Annotated in this window: 11 protein-coding genes and 1 pseudogene; 7 read left to right on the forward strand and 5 right to left on the reverse strand. The window is 58.8% G+C overall.

Annotation, left to right across the window (positions count from 1 at the left end; translation table 11 throughout):
• Positions 1–14: 14 nt before the first annotated feature.
• The 4 genes and pseudogenes from nuoB to AB1724_19605 form a co-directional block, all read right to left on the reverse strand.
• A complete protein-coding gene (gene nuoB / locus AB1724_19590) occupies positions 15–545 on the reverse strand; it encodes an NADH-quinone oxidoreductase subunit NuoB (GenBank protein MEW6080021.1) in 531 nt (176 codons plus the stop codon).
• Positions 536–889: an NADH-quinone oxidoreductase subunit A gene (locus tag AB1724_19595; protein ID MEW6080022.1), complete on the reverse strand. Its 354-nt coding sequence runs from the start codon at positions 887–889 to the stop codon at positions 536–538. The genes nuoB and AB1724_19595 overlap by 10 nt, the downstream gene beginning before the upstream one ends.
• 133 nt (positions 890–1,022) lie before the next feature.
• Entirely contained in the window at positions 1,023–2,984 is a 1,962-nt protein-coding gene (locus AB1724_19600; GenBank protein MEW6080023.1) for an FAD-dependent oxidoreductase, read from the reverse strand.
• Positions 2,985–3,146: 162 nt separating this feature from the next.
• Positions 3,147–4,706 (reverse strand): annotated as a pseudogene (locus AB1724_19605) (carboxyl transferase domain-containing protein).
• A 638-nt stretch (positions 4,707–5,344) separates the two neighbouring features.
• On the opposite strand from AB1724_19605, the gene ispF reads away from it, so the two are divergent.
• The 4 genes from ispF to AB1724_19625 all read left to right on the forward strand — a co-directional run bounded on the left by ispF (position 5,345) and on the right by AB1724_19625 (position 11,087).
• The gene (gene ispF, locus AB1724_19610) at positions 5,345–5,824 is read left to right on the forward strand and encodes a 2-C-methyl-D-erythritol 2,4-cyclodiphosphate synthase (GenBank protein ID MEW6080024.1); all 480 of its coding nucleotides are present in this window, start codon (positions 5,345–5,347) and stop codon (positions 5,822–5,824) included.
• A 12-nt stretch (positions 5,825–5,836) separates the two neighbouring features.
• Positions 5,837–7,267, forward strand: a complete 1,431-nt coding sequence (gene cysS / locus AB1724_19615) for a cysteine--tRNA ligase (protein ID MEW6080025.1) — start codon at positions 5,837–5,839, stop codon at positions 7,265–7,267.
• Positions 7,268–7,390: 123 nt separating this feature from the next.
• Complete coding sequence (locus tag AB1724_19620; GenBank protein MEW6080026.1) at positions 7,391–9,202, forward strand: tetratricopeptide repeat protein; 1,812 nt, start codon at positions 7,391–7,393, stop codon at positions 9,200–9,202.
• Positions 9,186–11,087 carry a RiPP maturation radical SAM C-methyltransferase gene (locus AB1724_19625; GenBank protein MEW6080027.1) on the forward strand — a complete coding sequence of 634 codons (1,902 nt, stop codon included), beginning with the start codon at positions 9,186–9,188 and terminating at the stop codon, positions 11,085–11,087. The genes AB1724_19620 and AB1724_19625 overlap by 17 nt, the downstream gene beginning before the upstream one ends.
• On the opposite strand, the gene AB1724_19630 is transcribed toward AB1724_19625, so the two are convergent.
• Positions 11,069–12,820, reverse strand: a complete 1,752-nt coding sequence (locus AB1724_19630) for an AMP-binding protein (protein ID MEW6080028.1) — start codon at positions 12,818–12,820, stop codon at positions 11,069–11,071. The genes AB1724_19625 and AB1724_19630 overlap by 19 nt on opposite strands.
• Positions 12,821–13,153: 333 nt before the next feature.
• On the opposite strand from AB1724_19630, the gene AB1724_19635 reads away from it, so the two are divergent.
• The 3 genes from AB1724_19635 (at position 13,154) to AB1724_19645 (ending at position 18,504) form a co-directional block, all read left to right on the forward strand.
• Positions 13,154–13,708, forward strand: coding sequence for a chemotaxis protein CheD (locus AB1724_19635; protein ID MEW6080029.1), 555 nt, complete (start codon positions 13,154–13,156; stop codon positions 13,706–13,708).
• A 69-nt stretch (positions 13,709–13,777) separates the two neighbouring features.
• Positions 13,778–16,744 (forward strand): PAS domain S-box protein, encoded by a 2,967-nt coding sequence (locus AB1724_19640; GenBank protein MEW6080030.1) that lies wholly within the window; start codon positions 13,778–13,780, stop codon positions 16,742–16,744.
• Between the two features lie 17 nt (positions 16,745–16,761).
• Positions 16,762–18,504: a sigma 54-interacting transcriptional regulator gene (locus AB1724_19645; protein MEW6080031.1), complete on the forward strand. Its 1,743-nt coding sequence runs from the start codon at positions 16,762–16,764 to the stop codon at positions 18,502–18,504.
• Positions 18,505–18,599: the final 95 nt, after the last annotated feature.

Consider the following 18,599-nt stretch of genomic DNA (forward strand, 5'->3'; position numbering starts at 1 on the left):
ATATTAAGGAATCTTTACGCGCCAGTGACCGGTGCGGCGCCTCTTGGCCAGTCGGTCCATCTTTCCTTGGCGATTTTCTGCTGTAACTTGATCAGCCCGTCGATGACCATTTCCGGCCGCGGCGGGCAACCGGGGATATAAACGTCCACCGGAATGAGGGTATCGATGCCCTGGACGGTGGCGTAATTATCGTAAAACCCGCCGGAAACCGCGCAGGCGCCAAAGGCGATGACCCATTTGGGCTCGGTCATCTGATCATAAACCTTGACCAGAATCGGGGCCTGTTTGTGGCTGATGGTGCCCACCACCAGCAGCAGGTCGGCCTGCCTCGGCGTAAACCGGGGCAGGGCGGCGCCGAACCGGTCCAGGTCGTACTGGGGACCGCCCAGGGACATGTACTCCATGGCGCAACAGGCCGTCGCAAAGGGGTAAACAAACAGGGAGTATTTCCTGGCCCAGCCGATGACGGCATCCAGCTTGGTCATGATCACCGAATCCTTCAGGAGTCCGGCCAGTCCTTCATCCGCGTTTCCGATTATTCCCATTCCAAGGCACCTCTTTTCCAGACATAAATCAGGCCCACGGCCAGAATTCCCAGGAACATCATCATCTCAATAAAGCCGAACAGGCCCAGTTCTTTGAAGACCACCGCCCAGGGATACAGAAAAACCGCTTCAATATCAAAAATGACGAAAAACAGGGCCACCAGGTAAAACTTGACGGAGAATCGCTGCTTGGGGGACACCAGGGGGGCTTCACCGCATTCGAAAGGCTGCATCTTTTCCGGGAACTTCTTTTTCGGGCCGATGAAGGTGGCCACGCATAAAATGCCCACCGACGTGGCCGCGGCCAGCAGTAGCATCAGTAAGACAGGTATGTATTCGCTCATGAGTCGTCTCTTTCCGTTTCCTTAATTACACCTATTTTGCATTGTCCTGTTCATGCTCAGCGGGCATCCGTCCCGCCAAAATAAAAAAAGACAATTTTTTATCGTTTTGTTTCCCCTCTTGTCAATGAAATTCTTATTTTTCCAGCGCCACCATGCCCATCTGATAACACCGCAGGCAGCGGGAGGCTTCTTCAATCGCCTGCCGCAGATCATACCCGGTTTCCACTTCGGCGAAGCTGGTCACTCTCCGATCCAGAGGGATGACCGGCATGGACACCCGTTTAAGGGTTTCTTTGAAGGCGGGTTTTTCGTTTTTGCCGTCAACGCCCAGGGTCTTGAAGACCCGGTCCAGTTTTTCATCGGTGGATACGGTGACCGCGCCGTCGGTAAGGAACTGGTGGATACTTTCCGCGGCCCGGCGGGCGTTGCCGCAGGCGTCGACAATGGTCAGCGGACCGTTGAACACGTCCCCGGCGGTGAAGATATAAGGAACATGGGTCTGAAAGGTCTGCGGGTCCGCGGTAATGGTACCCCAGCGGGTGGACTGGACGTCGTTCACGCCGCTTAAAACGGACAGGTCGCAGTCCTGGCCGATGGCCTGGATGATGATGTCCGCCGGGATGACAAACTCCGATCCTTCCACCGGCACCGGGCGTCTCCGGCCGCTGGCATCGGGTTCACCCAGTTCCATTTTCAGGCATTCCAGGCCGGTCACCTTTCCGTTCTGGGAAACGATCTTTTTGGGAGCGGTGAGAAAAATGTATTTGACGCCCTCGATTTCCGAGTCGTGTACTTCATGGGGATCGGCCGGCAGTTCTTTCTTGGTCCGGCGATAGACGATGGTCACCTCCTTGGCGCCGTTTCTGATGGGGGATCGGCAGCAGTCCATGGCCACGTTGCCGCCGCCGACAACCAGCACTCTTTTGCCTTTCATATCCAGACACCGGGTGGTGACGCAGTCTTTCAGATAATCAATTCCCTTCAAAAAGCCGTCGAGGTTGTTATCCTCTCCTTCCACTCCGATCTTTTTGGAAAGATGGGCGCCGGTGGCGACCAGAAAAGCCTTGTACCCTTCCTTTTGGAGTTGGGGAATGGTGAGGTCTTTGCCGATGGGGGTGTTGTAGCGGATTTCCACGCCCATCTTTTCGACAAAGGCGGTTTCTCTCTGGAGAACCTCCTTGGGAACCCGGTATTCGGGGATGCCCACGCCGACCATGCCGCCCGGAACCGGCAGGGCTTCAAAAACCGTCACCGGGTATCCTTTGATGGCCAGATAATAAGCGGCCGAGAGGCCGGCGGGGCCGGCGCCGATGACCGCCACCTTGTCCGTTTTGGCGTGCCGGTTGGGATTCTCCGGCTGGGCCAGGGGACGCAGATCCTCATAGTCCCAGGCGAACCGTTTGAGCTTGCAGATGGAGATCGCCTCGTCGATATGGGACCGGCGGCAGTTCTTTTCACAGGGATGAAAGCAGGCCCGGCCCAGCGAGGCGGCCATGGGGCTGGCCTCGCGGGTGACCTGCAGGGCATCCAGGACGCGGTTTTCGCTGATATGCTCGACATAGGCGGGGATGTTCATTCCGGCCGGACAGGCGGAGTAGCAGGGGGCCGTCCATTTGGCCGCATAGCGGGCGCTTGTCTGCGCCGGCTTCTTTCCGGCCGCGGCTTTTTCGAAGTCGTTCCGGAAGTGTTCGATGGCATGCAGGATCGGAACCGGACCGGTTTTGCCGATGAAGCATTTGGATGTTTCCGATATGTATTGCCCCAGATTCCGTAACCTGGTCAGGTCCTCCGCCTGTCCTTTCCCCTCGGCGAATTTTTTCAGGGTGTTTTCCATGATCGCGGTGCCGATCCGGCAGGGGAAACATTTTCCGCAGGAGGTCTTATGCACTTCCTGCATGTAGCGCAGGGACATATCGACGATGTCGACGGAGTCCTTCAGCAGGATGATACCGGCCCAGCCCATGAAACCGGCGATGGTGTTTTCCTTGTCAAAGTCCGCCGGCAGCGTGACGGAAGGCACGTCCTTCCACTTATCGGGTTCAAGTCCCCGGCTGTCGACGATTTCATTATTCCATGAAGAAAATAACAGTTTCATACAATTTACCCGGCAACTGATGGATTTCTAAAAGGTTTGCTAAAAAACAGACTGTCGGTAATGTCTCTCCTGTGGTATGTCCCAATTTTAACCAAAGGACTTCTTTATTCCATGCGGGTATGAATTGCAATATTTTTTTATCCGGACTGCTTTTTTGGGTTTTTACCACGGGTCGACAAAGGATCGGCAGGGCTCACCGCCGGACGCCGCCGGCGCTGACCGGATGCCGCGCATGATCCAGGCCCGGGTGTCGGCGGGATCGATGACGGCGTCGATTTCCAGGTAAGCGGCCATGTTCAGGGCCTTGCCCCGTTTGTACAATTCCCCGACCAGGTGATCGTACAACTTTTCCCGCTCAACCGGGTCTGATACGGCGGCCAGTTCCTTTTTAAAACCGGCCTTGATGGCGCCTTCGATACCCATGGCGCCAAATTCCCCGGTGGGCCAGGCGGTCGTGAAGAAGGATTCATGGAAACCGCCCCTGGCCATGGCCATGGCGCCCAGGCCGTATCCCCGGCGCAGCACCACCGTGAAGTAGGGCACGGTCAGGTGAGAGCCGACCACGAACATGCGGCAGACATGGCGCACCTGGGCGCGTTTTTCCATTTCCGGTCCGACCATGAAGCCGGGCGTGTCGCACAGGGACAGGAGCGGCAGGCCGTGGGCCTGGCAGAGCTGCATCAGACGGGCGGCCTTGTCGGCCCCTTCGGCTTCAATGGCGCCGGCCATGTGCATGCAGTTATTGGCCATCAGGCCGAAGGGCCGGCCTTCGATCAGGACCAGGCCGGTGACGATGCCGGGGCCGAACTTCGGCCGCAGTTCCAGGAATGAATCCGTATCAGCCAGGGCCCGGATGACCGTGCGTACATCGTAGGGGTGTTTCTTGTTGTCCGGGATCAGGTCGCGCAGAACCCGTTGATCCCCGGCCGTCCATTGCTGGACTGTTCCCTGGAAATAAGAAAGGTATTTACGGGCGATGGCGACCGCTTCGGCATCATCGGCCGCTTCCACGTCCACTACTCCATTGGTTGTTTGGACATCGATGGGGCCGATTTCCTCGGGCGTAAACACGCCCAGCCCGCCGCCTTCGATCATGACCGGGCCGCCCATGCCGATATTGGCGTTTTTCGTGGCGATGATCACGTCGCAACAGCCCAGCAGGGCGGCATTGCCGGCGAAGCAGGGGCCGGAGACAATGCCTACCAGCGGTACCCGGCCGCTTAGCCCCGCGAAGGCGGCAAAGGTAGACAGATCCAGGCCGGCAGTCATGATGCCGATGGCGTCCACATCACCGGGCCGTCCGCCGCCGCCTTCGGCGAACAGGACCAGGGGCAGGCGCTGCTCGTAAGCGAGTTTGAGCAGGCGGTCCATTTTCTTGTGGTTGAAATATCCTTGCGTGCCGGCCAGGACCGTGTAGTCATAGGACATGACCATACAGCGCGATCGTTCCTGTCCGAACAGGTTGCCGTTGACGGTTCCCACGCCCGCGATCAGGCCGTCGGCCGGCGTTTTGCTGATCAGGTCTTCTTCGGATCGCCGGCCCCGCTGGGCGGCAACGGCCAGGGCGCCGTATTCGATAAAACTGCCGGGGTCGCACAGGTCATTGACGTTGGACCGGGCGGTGCGCTGATTCTTTTGTTGCCGCTTATTCACGGCCCCGGGCCGGTTTTCATCCAGGCCAAAGGCGTGCCGCCTGATCATTTCAGCCAGTTCCGGCCGCAGGGGCCGTGATGCGGCTCCCTCGGGAACCGAAGAAACATTCGCCGTTGCCGGGGACTTTGATTCGTCATTATTATTGTTCATCTGTGCTTTTTCCCCTTGATTTGATTTGTTTACCCATCACCTTATTTGTTAATATATAATATATTGTAATTATTTGAATTTACGATATCAATTTCAGTCATCATCCCCCGATAAAATGGCCGGGAGATCCCGAGCCCTTCGGGGGGCATCCCCCGGCTTGACCGGGAGATCCAGAATCCCAAGGCACTGGATATGAATCACTTGTATATATAAATCATTGTCCAATGAGTCAAACTGAATCGCAGGACGATAAAATCCTTTTGTTCGCTCCGCGATCATTTCGGGCGGGATCAACGGCCCGGGCTAAATTTCTCAAACTCGGGCTTCGCCCTCAGGCAGTGAGAAATTTTTAACGCCCGGTCCTTTGACCCCTTGTCGCCCGTATGACTGGATTATACGGTTAAACCGGAGAATGACCTCGTCGGGCCGTCAGGCAATTGTTGCTTTTTGTTCCGCCATCATTTATTCTCTGTCTCGCAAAAAGAATACAATCAACAGATTATCACGCAATGGCGCCGGACTCTGGCGGCGCGGCATGAGGTATATAAGGACGCATTATGCGGATTGGAACGGGATATGACGCCCACCGGCTGGTCGCCGGCCGGGAACTGGTGCTGGGCGGGGTGATCATCCCTTATGAAAAGGGGCTGGACGGCCATTCGGACGCCGACGTGCTGGCGCACGCCGTGTGCGACGCCCTGCTGGGAGCAGCCGGCCTGGGGGATATCGGCCGACATTTCCCGGACACCGACCCGGCCTACAAGGGCATTGCCAGCATTCGGCTTCTGGAGATAACGGCCGCAAAGCTCCGCGACCGGGGCTTTGTGATCATCAATATCGACGCCACCGTTCTGGCCCAGGCCCCGAAGCTGGCGCCCTTTATGGAAACCATGACGGTCAATATCGCCGATGCCCTGGATATCGGCCTCCACCGCGTCAATATCAAGGCCACCACCACCGAGGGCATGGGATTTGTCGGCGCCGGTGAAGGCATTGCGGCCATGAGCGCGGCCCTGATTCGATCAACCGATGATTAGGAATATATGAAAATGACCATTCAGATCTATAACACCCTGACCCGGGAAAAAGAGCCCTTTCAACCGCTGAATCCCGGGCGGGTCATGATGTATGTCTGCGGGCCCACGGTTTACGGCCCGAGCCACATCGGCCACGCCCGCTCGGTGATTGTCTTTGACGTGGTGGCGCGCTATTTCCGCGCCGGCGGCCTGGACGTCACCTATGTCCGGAACTTTACCGACGTGGACGACAAAATCATCAAACGGGCCGCCGAAGACTGCCTTACCTGTACCGAGGTGTCCGAAAAATACATCGATGAATTCTACCGGGACATGGACGCCCTCTACGTTGAACGGGCCACTCAAGAGCCCCGGGCCACCGAGTATATTCCGGCCATCATCCGGGTGATTCAGCGTTTGGTGGATAAGGGTTCGGCCTACGCGGCCGGCGGCGATGTTTTCTTCGCGGTCGATTCTTTTCCCGGTTACGGCAAACTCTCAGGCCGGAAACTTTCCGACATGATGGCCGGCGCCCGCATCGAGGTGGACGAGCGCAAGAAGAATCCCTTTGATTTCGTGCTCTGGAAGGCGGAAAAACCCGGCGAACCCTCCTGGGACAGCCCCTGGGGAAAGGGCCGGCCGGGCTGGCACATCGAGTGCTCGGCCATGAGCGCCGAGCTGCTCGGCGAAACCTTCGACATCCACGGCGGCGGCCAGGACCTTATTTTTCCCCATCACGAGAACGAGATTGCCCAGTCCGAGGCCGCCTTCGGCAAGCCCTTTGCCCGGGTCTGGATGCACAACGGGTTTGTACGCATCAACCAGGAAAAGATGTCCAAGTCCCTGAACAATTTTCTCACGGTCAGGGAGATGACCGACGCCTTTGCCCCGGAGGTGATCCGGCTCTTTCTCCTGTCCAGCCACTACCGCAGCCCGGTGGATTTTTCCGAGGAATCCATGCGCGATGCCGCCGCCGGCCTGGATAAGCTTTATCTGGCCCTGCAGCGGCCGGACGAGCGGTATCCGGGCCTTGCGGCCGCCGGTCCCGGAACCCACTGGCAGGAGTTCTGCCGGGCCATGGACGACGATTTTAATACCGCCCGGGGGATCGGAACTTTGTTTGACGCCGCCCGGGCCCTTAACCGCCTCCTGGACGAGGCCGAAGCGGGTAAGGCGGCTCCGGAGCTGATCGCGGCCGCAGTCGGCGACATTCGCAGCATGGGGAAAATCCTGGGCATATTGAACGACGACCCTCGCGACTATTTCCAGAAGAAGAAAGCCGCGGCCGCAGCCCAGGGGGCGGTTGACCCGGCCGAGATCGAGCGACTGATCGAAGCCCGGCGCCAGGCCAGAAAGACGAAAAATTTCGCCGAAGCCGACCGCATCCGGGCCCAGCTCACGGATTTGAAGGTCGTGCTGGAAGACCGGCCGGACGGGACGACTTCCTGGAAGATCGAGGGGTAGGGGCAAGGCGCGCCTGCCCCTGCAACGGCACTGGCGTGGTTGCGATTACCCGGTAGGGGCGACCCGCCGATCGCCCTGAAGGAAACCTGAAGATTTTCTCTACGCAGGTCGGTATCGGGAACGATGAGAATTATTCCAAACCACCGCCGGTTGATTCACCTGTCTGTCCTGATCGCCATTTGCCTGGCTGTTTTTGCCAACACCCTGGCCAATGATTTCGTCTGGGAAGACACGCAGGTGGTGTCCGACAACCCGCACATCCGGAGTCTCCGGAACATCCCGCTTTTTTTTACCGCCCGGCACTGGCGGGAAGACCGTTCCTCCTCGCCCGACACCGGCTTCCGTCCCATCAGAGAAACCAGCTTTGCCGTAGACTACCGCCTCGGGGGTCTTCAACCCATAGGCTTCCACCTGACCAATATGCTGTTGCACGTCGTCAACGTCGTTCTGGCGTATTTTCTGGCGCTGATGCTGACGGCGACCGGCCGCGGGGAGCCCCGCGGGGAAGACGCCGGACAAAAGGGCTTCTTGAGTCCGGCTTTCCTGGCCGCCCTTTTTTTCGCGCTCCATCCCGTCCATGTGGAATCGGTGGCCTACATCAAGAACCGCTCGGATCTGCTGGCCTTTGCTTTTTATCAGGCCGCCTTTCTGTTGTACCTTTTGCATCGTTCCCGTACCGGCAAAACCAACGCCATCCTTTTTTATTGCGCCTCGCTGCTCGGCTTTATGGGGGCTCTGGGGTCCAAGCCCATGGCGGCGACCCTGCCGCTGATCCTGGCTCTTTACGTGGTCTGTTTTCCCGGGGAACGGCCGGCCGGCCGGCGATTTGCCGGTCTGATTCCGTTTTTCGGTCTGGCCCTGATCTGGTTCTGGTTACAGAAAGATTTTCTGATTGCCGCCGGTTCGGACACCACCGGATTTGACCCCGGCAGCCGTCGTCATATCTGGACCATCCTGGCCACCCTGGGCTGGTACCTGGACAAGCTGGTCTGGCCGGCGCCGCTTTCCATCGCCCACCTGTTTCACCCGCCGCGAACCCTGTTGGACCCCGCCGTTTTACTGACCCTGGCCACCCTGGCGGCCCTGCTGCTGGTTATGGTCCGGACATTCTCCGCTCAGCGGTCAATGTTTTTCGGTCTGGCCTGGGTCCTGATCACCCTTCTGCCGGTCGCCAATATTCTTGTCCTGGAACTCCGGCCCATTGCCGAGCAGCGGTTGTACATTCTTTCTTTTGGCTTTTGTCTGGTGCTGGGCCTGATTTTCAGCCGGATCCCGGCGCTGATAAAGCGAACCGGGATCAGTGAGGCCATGGCCTTCCGTCTGTCGTGGGTGACGGCCGGCATCATTTGTGCAGTTTACGGGACACACACCGTTCAACGCAACCTTGAGTGGCGCGATTCGGTTTCTCTGTTTGAAAGCGCCGTCCGGCATTCTCCCGATCTGGCCTGGGCGCATAACAACCTGGCCAACGCCTTGAAGGAAACCGGCCGGCTGGATGAGGCCCTGGATCATTATCGCCGGGCCCTGGCCCTTAAACCGGACCAGCCGTTAGCCCACAACAACATCGGCGCCATTCTGGGGGAGCAGGGAAAACTGGACGAAGCGGTCGTCGCCTTTGAGGCCGCCCTGCGTCTTCAGCCGCATCAGGCTATGACCATTGATAACCTGGGGCTGGCCTTTATCCGGCAGGGGCGCCTGGCTGACGGCATCGAGTATTTCCGGAAGGCGGTGGTGCTGGAACCTCAAAACGCCCTGTATCACGTTCACCTGGCCGAGGCCCTGGCAATCACCGGCCGGCTGGAGGAAGCCGTCGATCAGTACCGGGCGGTCCTGTCGCTGCGTCCGGGTGACGGCATGATTTCCAGGCGCCTGGCGGCGCTTCTGTCGAAAATCAATCAAACGGGAGCTGGGACCGGCCTTGGCGATCAACCGTAAAGGGCGTGATTTTAAAGGCCGGGTCGCTCTGGTTTCCGCTCCCTGGCCGCTGTTCAGCCGGCCGTCCATTCAGCTGGGCGCTTTAAAAGCATATCTGCGGCAGGCTTTTCCGGACATATCCGTGTCCGCTTCTCATTTTTATCTGACTCTGGCCGAAGCTGTCGGATATTCTACCTACCTGGCCGTGTCCCGGGAAACCTGGCTGGCCGAAAGCGTTTATGCCGCGCTGCTGTATCCGGAACGGGCGGAACCCATCGGCCGTTTTTTCGACAGCCTGGCAAGAAGATCCGGGATTTCGGCCGGACTGGATTTTTCCGCTCTGGTCCGGCGCGTCAAGACCGTGACCGATCTCTTTATCCGCCAAACCGACTGGGCCGCCCTGGATCTGGCGGGCTTTTCCGTGTGTCTGTGCCAGTTGACGGCCTCGCTCTACCTGATGCGGCGAGTCCGGCGCCGGGCGCCTCAGTTACCGCTGATTGCCGGCGGATCGATTGTCGGCGGAAACGCTGCCGCTGATCTTCTGGAGGTCTTTCCGGAAATCGATTTGATCGTGGCCGGCGAGGGGGAGGAGCCCCTGACCCGGCTGGTCGGCCATCTGCGGGCCGGCGGCCAATGCCATGACATCCCGCCCGGGCCGGGCATTGTCCGGCGCGGTGACGGCCATGCCAGGGAGACGGTTTCCTTCGGCCAACTGCCGGATCTTGCCGGTCTGCCCGTGCCGGATTATACCGATTATTTTCAAGCCCTGGCCGGCTTTCCGGGGCAAAGGCGGTTTTTCCCGATGCTGCCGATGGAAATGTCCCGGGGGTGCTGGTGGCAGGGCGCCGGAAATGGTGCCGGCCCCCGGGACCGGAAACAGGGTTGCGCCTTCTGCAACCTGAATTCCCAGTGGCGGGGATACCGCGCCAAATCCCCGGATCAGGTGGCCGACGAAGTCGAACAACTGGTGGAAACACACCGGATCCTGGCGATTGTCTGCATGGACAATGCGCTGCCGCCGAAAACAAGCCGGGACATCTTTGCCGTTCTGGCGGCCCGGGGCAGGGACTTGCAGCTTTTTGCCGAACTGCGGGCGTCAACCGATCGCCCAACCCTGGAAGCCTTCCGGTCCGCCGGCGGGGCCGAAGCGCAGATCGGCATCGAATCCTTAAGTTCACGGCTTCTGCGCAAAATGAACAAGGGCACCACGGCCATGGACAACCTGGCCATCATGAAAAACTGCGAAGCCCTGGGGATAAAGAACGCGGCCAACCTGATGGTGTGCTTTCCAGGCAGCGATGAGGGCGATGTGACTGAAACCCTGCGGGTCATTTCCTTTGCCCGGTTTTTCCGTCCCCTGCACATTGTCCGCTTCTGGCTGGGCATGCACAGTCCGGTCCGGGACAACCCGGCAGCATACGGCCTGACGGCCGTTTATAACCATCCTTATTATAAGGAACTGTTTCCCGAAGATATCTGCCGGCGCACGCGGCTGATGATCCAGGATTATCGCGGCGGCAAGATGGCCCAGCGCCGGCTCTGGCAACCGGTGGTCAGGGCGGTTGAACAGTGGCAACGGGACTATGCCCGGCTTCATGCCGGGGCCGGGAGCGGCCCCATCCTGACGCAGCACGACGGCCGGTCCTTTCTGATTTTAAGAGAGCGCCGGGTCGGCGGGGAACCCGTCAATCACCGGCTGGAAGGAACTTCCCGCGAGATTTATCTTTTCTGCGAGCGCCCCCGAAATTTTGAAGAGATCCGGGTGCGGTTTTCACCCCTGCCGGCCGAGCGGCTGCAATCGTTTCTGGACCTGATGACCGGCAAGGGGCTGATGTTCGAGGACGGCGGCGTGTTCTTCAGCCTGGCGGTTTCCCCGCACCCTTACCGCTACCCCGGCTGTCCGTAATTCTCCCGGATCTTGGCCCGCAGGACCTTGCCCACCGGCGACAGCGGCAGTTCCTCCACGAAGACCACGGATTTGGGAATCTTGAACCCGGCCAGTTTTCCCCGGCAGAATTCAATGATGGCCGCCGGGTCCGGATTTTTTCCCGGCACCGGCTGAACCACCGCCCGGACCGTGCTGCCCCATTCCTCGTCCGGCACGCCGATGATGCAAACATCCTGGACATCCGGGTGGGCGTGCAGCACTTCTTCCACTTCCAGGGGGAAGACCTTTTCGCCGCCGGTGTTGATGCACTCTTTTTTGCGGTCCACCAGCCGGACCTCGCCGTCGGCGTCGAAGTACCCCAGGTCGCCGCCCTTGAACCAGCCGTCCTTCATGGCTTCACTGGTTTTTTCTTCGTCCTTGTAGTAGCCCTTCATGATCCAGTCGGATTTGTACATGATCTCGCCGATTTCCCCCCGGGGCACGTCCCGGCCGGCCTCGTCGACGATGCGGACGTCAAGAATGGTCTGGCCCACGGAGCGTTCCTTGACGGTTGCCGGACTGGTATCAATGCGGAAGGAGGTGATGGGCGTCATCTCCGTCTGGCCGAACATGTCCAGGATGATGATGCCGGGAAATTTTTCGAACATTTTTCGTTTCAGGTCGGCCGAGCAGGCGCCGGCGCCGGTGGCCGCGGCCATCAGGGAACTGGCGTCATATTTTTTGATGTCCGGAAAGGAGACGATTTTTTTCCAGCCCGTGGGCACGTTGGCCATGAAGGCCGGCTTTTCCTTTTCCACGGTCTGGAGTATTTTTTCCGGATCGAATTTGCTGCCCGGCACGATAATGGCGCAGGCGTTGCCGGTCAGGGCGCCGAGAATCAGGGTCTGATAGGAGGCGTCGTGGAAATAGGGCATGGAGGGGGTCATCAGACGGATGGTGTTCTTGTAACCGATGCGGGCCGCCTGGGGGTGGGAGAGCAGATAGCGGACGGCCTTTTCCACGGTGTGGTAGGTCTTTTTGCTGCTTAGAATTTTTCTGGCCAGTTTGGTGCGCGCCAGGCCGGACAGCATGCCGACACCGGGCAGGGAAACCATTTTGCTCAAGGCATGAAGCTGTTCCTGGCTTAAATCCACGGTGGCCGCCCGGGTGAGGATGGAGGCGAACAGATGGCAGAACATGTCCAGGTGACCGCCGTAGGTCAGCATGACGCCCTTGGGAAAGCCGGTGGTGCCGCCGGTGTAAATCATGACCGCGATATCATCCCAGGAGGTGGGCACCTTCGGATCTTCGCTCCGGCCGGAGGCCAGGAAGGACTCGTAATCCGGTCCGTCCTTTTCACCGGGGGCGCCCAGGCAGACAAAGGTTTCGATGCCGGTCAGCCGGGGAGCGGCTTCGGCCACGGCTTCCCGGAAGACCGCGTCGTAAATGAACATCCGGGCGTCACAGTGGTTAAGCTGGTATTCGATTTCCTTGGCCACGAAACGGTAGTTCATGGGTACGGGAATAGCGCCCGCCGCCTGGATGGCGAAGTTGATCTCGATGAATTCCGGACAGTTATAAAACATAAAGGCGACCTTGTCGTTTTTGCGGAGGCCTTTTTTGATTATGGCGTCGGCCAGTTGAAACACGCGGCCGGCCAGGGTTTTCCAGGTGATCCGCCGGTCGCCGTAAACGATCGATTCGCCGGCGGCGTTGTGAAGGGCATGACAGCCCAGGGCGTTGGCAATGATGTTGGGTGAATGCGGCTCCATGATGCTTCCTTTTTATATTGGGGTTTAATAGTAAAAAATTTTATAGCCGAACGGACAGTTAAAGTCAAAGTGGATGTTTACGTTGCAATGTTGCCGGCTGCGCCGGAGGTTTAAGTGTTAAGTTTTAAGTTTTAAGTGTTAAGTTTTAAGTGTTAAGGATATCTCTAAAAATTAGAATTTTGGTGCGAGGTTCAAGGTGCAGGGTTCAGGGTACAAGAGCAAGGGGGTAGGATGAGGGGGGAACTCAAGGGCTGTTCCCGGGAGCGGGGATATGTCGTTGACTTTTTGGTTTTGATGTGATTATGGTTTTGACAAATCATCAGGTGGCTTTATATGAAAAAAAACAATGGAACCCGGACACCGCCGTCAGTCGATGCGGACCTGCCGGTCCTGTTTTTGAAACAGGGGGAGTACCATATCTCCGACAAAGGGCCGATGCTGATCCGGACGATACTCGGCTCCAGCGTGGCGGTGACCATGCATTGCCCGGAACTGAAGATCGGCGGCATCACCCATTCGCTGCTCCCGTTTCCGGTGCCCGGCGCGACCACCCCCGCCGACCATATCGGACGTTTTGTGAATCTCAGCGTCAGGCATGTGCTGGAACGGCTGCTGGACATGGGCGCCAGGAAGGATACTTTGGAAATCAAGGTGTTCGGCGGCGGGCAGTTGCTGACCCGGCTCACGGGAACCTCATCCGGAATTGAAATCAGTATCGGCCGCCGCAATGTGGCAACGGCCCTGAAAGTGATCGGGGAACTCGATCTGCATGTAACGGCCACCGATGTCGGCGGCAACTGGGGCCGCAAGCTGATTTTTTACCCCCACCGGGGCGATGTGCTGATCAAGAAAATCGTCCGTAACGTCATCCAGGTCGACGACCTCTGATCCGTCAGGGCCAGCGGTTTTTGCTTTTTGGCCGTCTTTTTATTCCGAATTCAACTCATCGCCGTATTTATGACTCCATTTAAAATAATGATTGTCGAGGATGAGCGTATCATCGCCCATCAGATGAAAACGTCTCTGGAGGAGGTGGGGTATGTTGTCACCTCCCTGCAGAGCGACGGGCATCAGGCAGTGGCCCGGGCCGCCCTGGAAAAACCGGACGTTGTGCTGATGGATGTCCGCTTAAAAGGCCCCATTGACGGTGTCGAGACGGCGGGTATTCTCCGGCGGGAGCTCAATCTCCCCGTTATTTTTGTTACCGACCATGTGGATGACGATACCATCCGCCGCGCCGGTCAGGCCATGCCCATCGGTTACCTGGTCAAACCGCTGGCAATAGCCGAAATGAAAACCGTCCTCGAAAGAGCCAGGCAGATCAATCGGGCTGAAACCGAAAAGCGGGATGCCCAGGAAAGGCTTAAGGACTCGGAGAGCCAGCTCCGGGGAGTCCTGCAGACCGCCATGGACGGGTTCTGGATAACCGACATGGAGGGCCGGCTGCTGGAGGTCAATGAAACTTACTGCCGCATGAGCGGATACACCCGCAGGGAACTGCTGACCATGCGGATTGCCGATCTGGAGGCAGCGGAAACAAAGGATGACGTCAACCGCCACATCTCCCGGCTGATCATGCGGGGGCAGGAGCGTTTTGAAACCCGCCATCGTCGCAAAGACGGCACTGCTCTGGAGGTGGAAGTCAGCGTTCAGTATCGCCGGGTTGACGGCGGGCGACTGGTCTCATTCCTGAGGGATATCGGCGACCGCAAGCGGTCCGAAGAGGCGTTGCGGAAGAGCGAGGCGTTTTTAAAAACCCTGGTCAAGGCCATCACCAGCCCGGTTGCCGTAATCAATGCCGACGATTATACCATCGAGATCGCCAACGAGATCTATGGGGGGAATCAGGTCGTCGGCCGGAAATGCCATGCCGTTTCTCACCTGTCGGAGTCCCCCTGCACCGGGACCACCGATCCCTGTCCGCTTGATGAAATCCGGCGGACGAAAAAGCCCGTCACCGTGGAACACATCCACTTCACGCCCCAGGGCCGGCCTCAATACGTTGAGATCCATGCCTATCCTGTTTTTGACGACAGCGGCAGACTTTCACGGATTATTGAATACAGCGTGGACATCACCGAACGCCGGCAGGCCGCGGAACGCATCCGGAGAGAACGGAAAAATTTCCTGAAAATTTTCGCGGCCGCGCCCGTGGGGCTTCTGCTGCTGGATGCCAATACCATTATCCGCTATGCCAACCAGACGGCCGCTGATCTGGTGGCCCGGGCTCCCTCGGAATTGATCGGCCGCCGGGGCGGCGGCGGGCTGGGCTGCACCCACAGTTTCGAGAACCCGGGCGGATGCGGTTTCGGCAGCTCCTGTCCGGCCTGCCCGCTGCGGTCCGGACTGGAAAGCGTACTGGCGGGAGGGCAGAGCATCCACGGAGCGGAAATCCTTCTGACCCTGGTCATCAATGAGCTTGCCCAACAGCGCTGGCTCAAGGTCAATGTCGAACCCATCGAGATCGATCATGAACCGTTCGTTATTGTCGCCATCGACGATATTACCGGGAGAAAACAGGCCGAGGAGGCCCTGCGGGAGAGCGAAACCGTCAGCAACGCCCTGGCGGAACTGGCCACGGCCCTGCTGGCCGCCGAGTCCATTTCGTCCGCATCCGATCTGGCGTTGCATTACGCCAAGGCGCTGACCGGAAGCCGGCACGGGTTCGTGGGACATATTGACCGGGATTCCGGCCATCTGGTCAGCACCACCCTGAGTCATGATATCTGGGAGGAATGCCGGGTTACCGACAAGACCTATGTCTTTGAACACTTCAAGGGCCTCTGGGGATGGGTATTGCAGCATCAGGAACCGCTGATGACCAATTCGCCAGCCGGTGATTCCCGCTCCATGGGCATACCGGGCGGCCACCTGCCGATTGAGCGGTTCGTTTCCGTTCCGGTCATCCTGGAAGGCCAGCTGATGGGGCAGATCGCCCTGGCCAACGCCGATCGCGATTACACCGACCGGGATATCCGGACGCTCCACCGTCTGGCCGATGTATTCAGCCTGGCCCTGCAACGGCTCCAGGCGGAACAGGCCCTGCAGCGATCCCATGACCTGCTGGAAGAACGGGTCGTGGCGCGGACCGCTGAACTGGAAGGGGCCAATCGGGCGCTGACGGCTGAAATCAGAAAGCGTAAACTGCTGGAGGCGGAAACCGTTCATAAAAGCCGGCTGGCTTCGGTGGGCGAACTGGCCGCCGGCGTGGCCCACGAAATCAATAACCCCATCAATGTGATCATCAATTACGCCCAGATCCTGGCCGATGAATCTCCCGTTCCCCAGGATCCCCAGACCATACCCAACCGCATCATCAAGGAGGCCGACCGCGTGGCCGCCATTGTCCGCAACCTGCTCAACTTCGCACGGGAGTCCGATGACGCGCCGGGGTTCTGCGATATCGCCGCCATTGTGTCCGATTCCCTGGAGCTGATGCGCAAGCAGCTGGACAAGGACGGCATCGCCGTTTCGGTAACGGTGCCGGACCGGCTGCCGCCGGTCATGGCGTCCTTCCATAAAATGCAGCAGGTGTTCGTCAACCTTTTCAGCAATGCCCGGCATGCCCTGAACGCGAAATACCCGGACCCCGACGGCGACAAACGCATTCTTATCAAAGCCGGGGTCGAAGAAATCGACGGCCGCTTCTGGATGCGGACGACGGTAATGGATAACGGCAGCGGCATAGCCTCCCGTCATCTGGACAAGCTGTTCGAGCCTTTCTTCTCCACCAAGCCCAAGGGCGAGGGCACCGGCCTGGGGCTGAGCATCTGTTATGGAATCGTCAGGGAAAACGGCGGCCAGATCGGTATCAAATCCGAAGAAGGGGCTTTTACCCGGGTGATCATTGATCTGCCCCTGGCGACATATGACCGGGTCATCCGGCCGGGGCAGGCGGAAGAGGACGGCGGTAAGGGAGATTGACGAACGAACGGTTTTGGATGAAAACAAAACAAGCTGGAGATGATGACGTGCCCCGCGTTCTGATTGTCGATGATGAGGAAGGCCTGCGGCTGACCTTTAAAACCTTTCTGGAAAAGGAAGGCGCCGGGGTCGTGCTGGCGGCCGATTTCCATGAGGCCCTGGCCCGGCTTGCGGACACCGGCCCCTTTGATCTGATTTTTCTGGATATCATTCTGCCCGGCGGTTTTAAAGGGATCGACCTGCTGCGCCGCATCCGCGAACAGGGCCTGGATTGCCCCGTCATCATCATTACCGGACAACCCCAGGTGGAAACGGCGGCCGAGGCCGTTCGCCAGGGGGCTTTTGACTATGTTCCCAAACCGGTGAAAAAGGAGACCCTGCTGCGCCTGTACCGGAGCGCCTTGAATTTCTTTGCCCTGAAAATCGAAAACAAACGCATGGCCGAGGAGAAGGAGCGCTACAAGCAAAACCTGGAAGCGGTTTTCCGCAGCGTGGACGAGGCCATTATCGCGGTGGACGGCGAGGGGCGTATCGCTTCGATTAATTCAGCCATGGAATCTCTTTGCGGCGGGCAGACATCCGGCTGTATCGGCAGGCGCATCGATGAGATCGCCATCGACGGCATGAACCGCTGCAAAGAGATGATCGCCGCAACCATTCAGCAAGGCCGGGTCGTGAAGGATCAGGCCGTTGTTTTTCAGTGCCCGGACGGCCAAAGGCGCAGCGCCCTGGTCAACACCATGCCGTTGAAGGACGAGGGCGGCAGAGCCATCGGCGGCGTGCTGGTGATCCGGGACCTGACCCGGCTTCACTATCTGGAGCGGGAGTTGGAGGCACGGAACCGTTTTGAAGGCATGATCGGCCGGTCGGCGGCCATGCAGAAAATTTTCAACCTGGTGGAGGATTTGGCCGACACCGATGCCACGGTACTGATCACCGGTGAAAGCGGTACCGGCAAAGACATGCTGGCCGGCGCCATCCATAAGCGCGGCAGCCGCGCCGCCGGTCCCCTGGTCCGGGTCAACTGTGCGGCCCTTTCGGAGAGCCTTCTGGAAAGCGAACTGTTCGGACATGTCAAGGGCGCCTTCACCGGCGCCGACCGCATCCGCAAAGGCCGCTTCGAACTGGCCCACGGCGGTACCCTGTTTTTGGATGAGATAGGGGATATCCCCGTAAGCGTGCAGGTGAAACTACTCCGTGTGCTCCAGGAAAAGGAGATCGAACGGGTGGGCGACGCCCGGCCCATCAGCGTCGACGTCCGCCTGATTTCAGCCACCCACCAGGATCTGCCGGCCCGCATCGCCCGCGGGGAGTTCCGGGAAGACCTTTATTATCGCATCAAGGTACTGGAGATTCGCATGCCGCCCCTGCGCTCCCGTCGGGAGGACATCCCGTTGCTGACGGATCATTTCAGGGAATATTTCAACCGGAAGTATGACCGCCGGGTGGCGCAGGTCTCCGATGGAGTCATGGCGCTTTTCATGAATTACGACTGGCCGGGTAACGTACGCCAGCTGAAGCATGTTCTGGAACATGCCTTCATCCTCTGCCGGGTACCGGTTCTGGACATCACCCATCTTCCCCCTGAATTCCAGGATGAGGACGGCCTCCTCCCGGCGGCCGATACCGAAGACATTTCTCCGGATAAAATCCGGGAGGCCCTGTCTGAAGCCGGCGGAAACAAGGCCAAGGCCGCCCGCCTGCTGGGCATCTCCCGCCGCACCCTCTACCGCAAACTTGAAAAACATCGTCTGATGTAACGCTCCTCTGATCCGGCCCCCCCTTTTTTCTCTGCACCCCGCACCTTAAAACTTAAAACTTAAAACTTAACACTTAAAACTTAACACTTAAAACT

This window comes from Thermodesulfobacteriota bacterium (assembly GCA_040753795.1).
Taxonomy (GTDB): domain Bacteria; phylum Desulfobacterota; class Desulfobacteria; order Desulfobacterales; family Desulfosudaceae; genus JBFMDX01.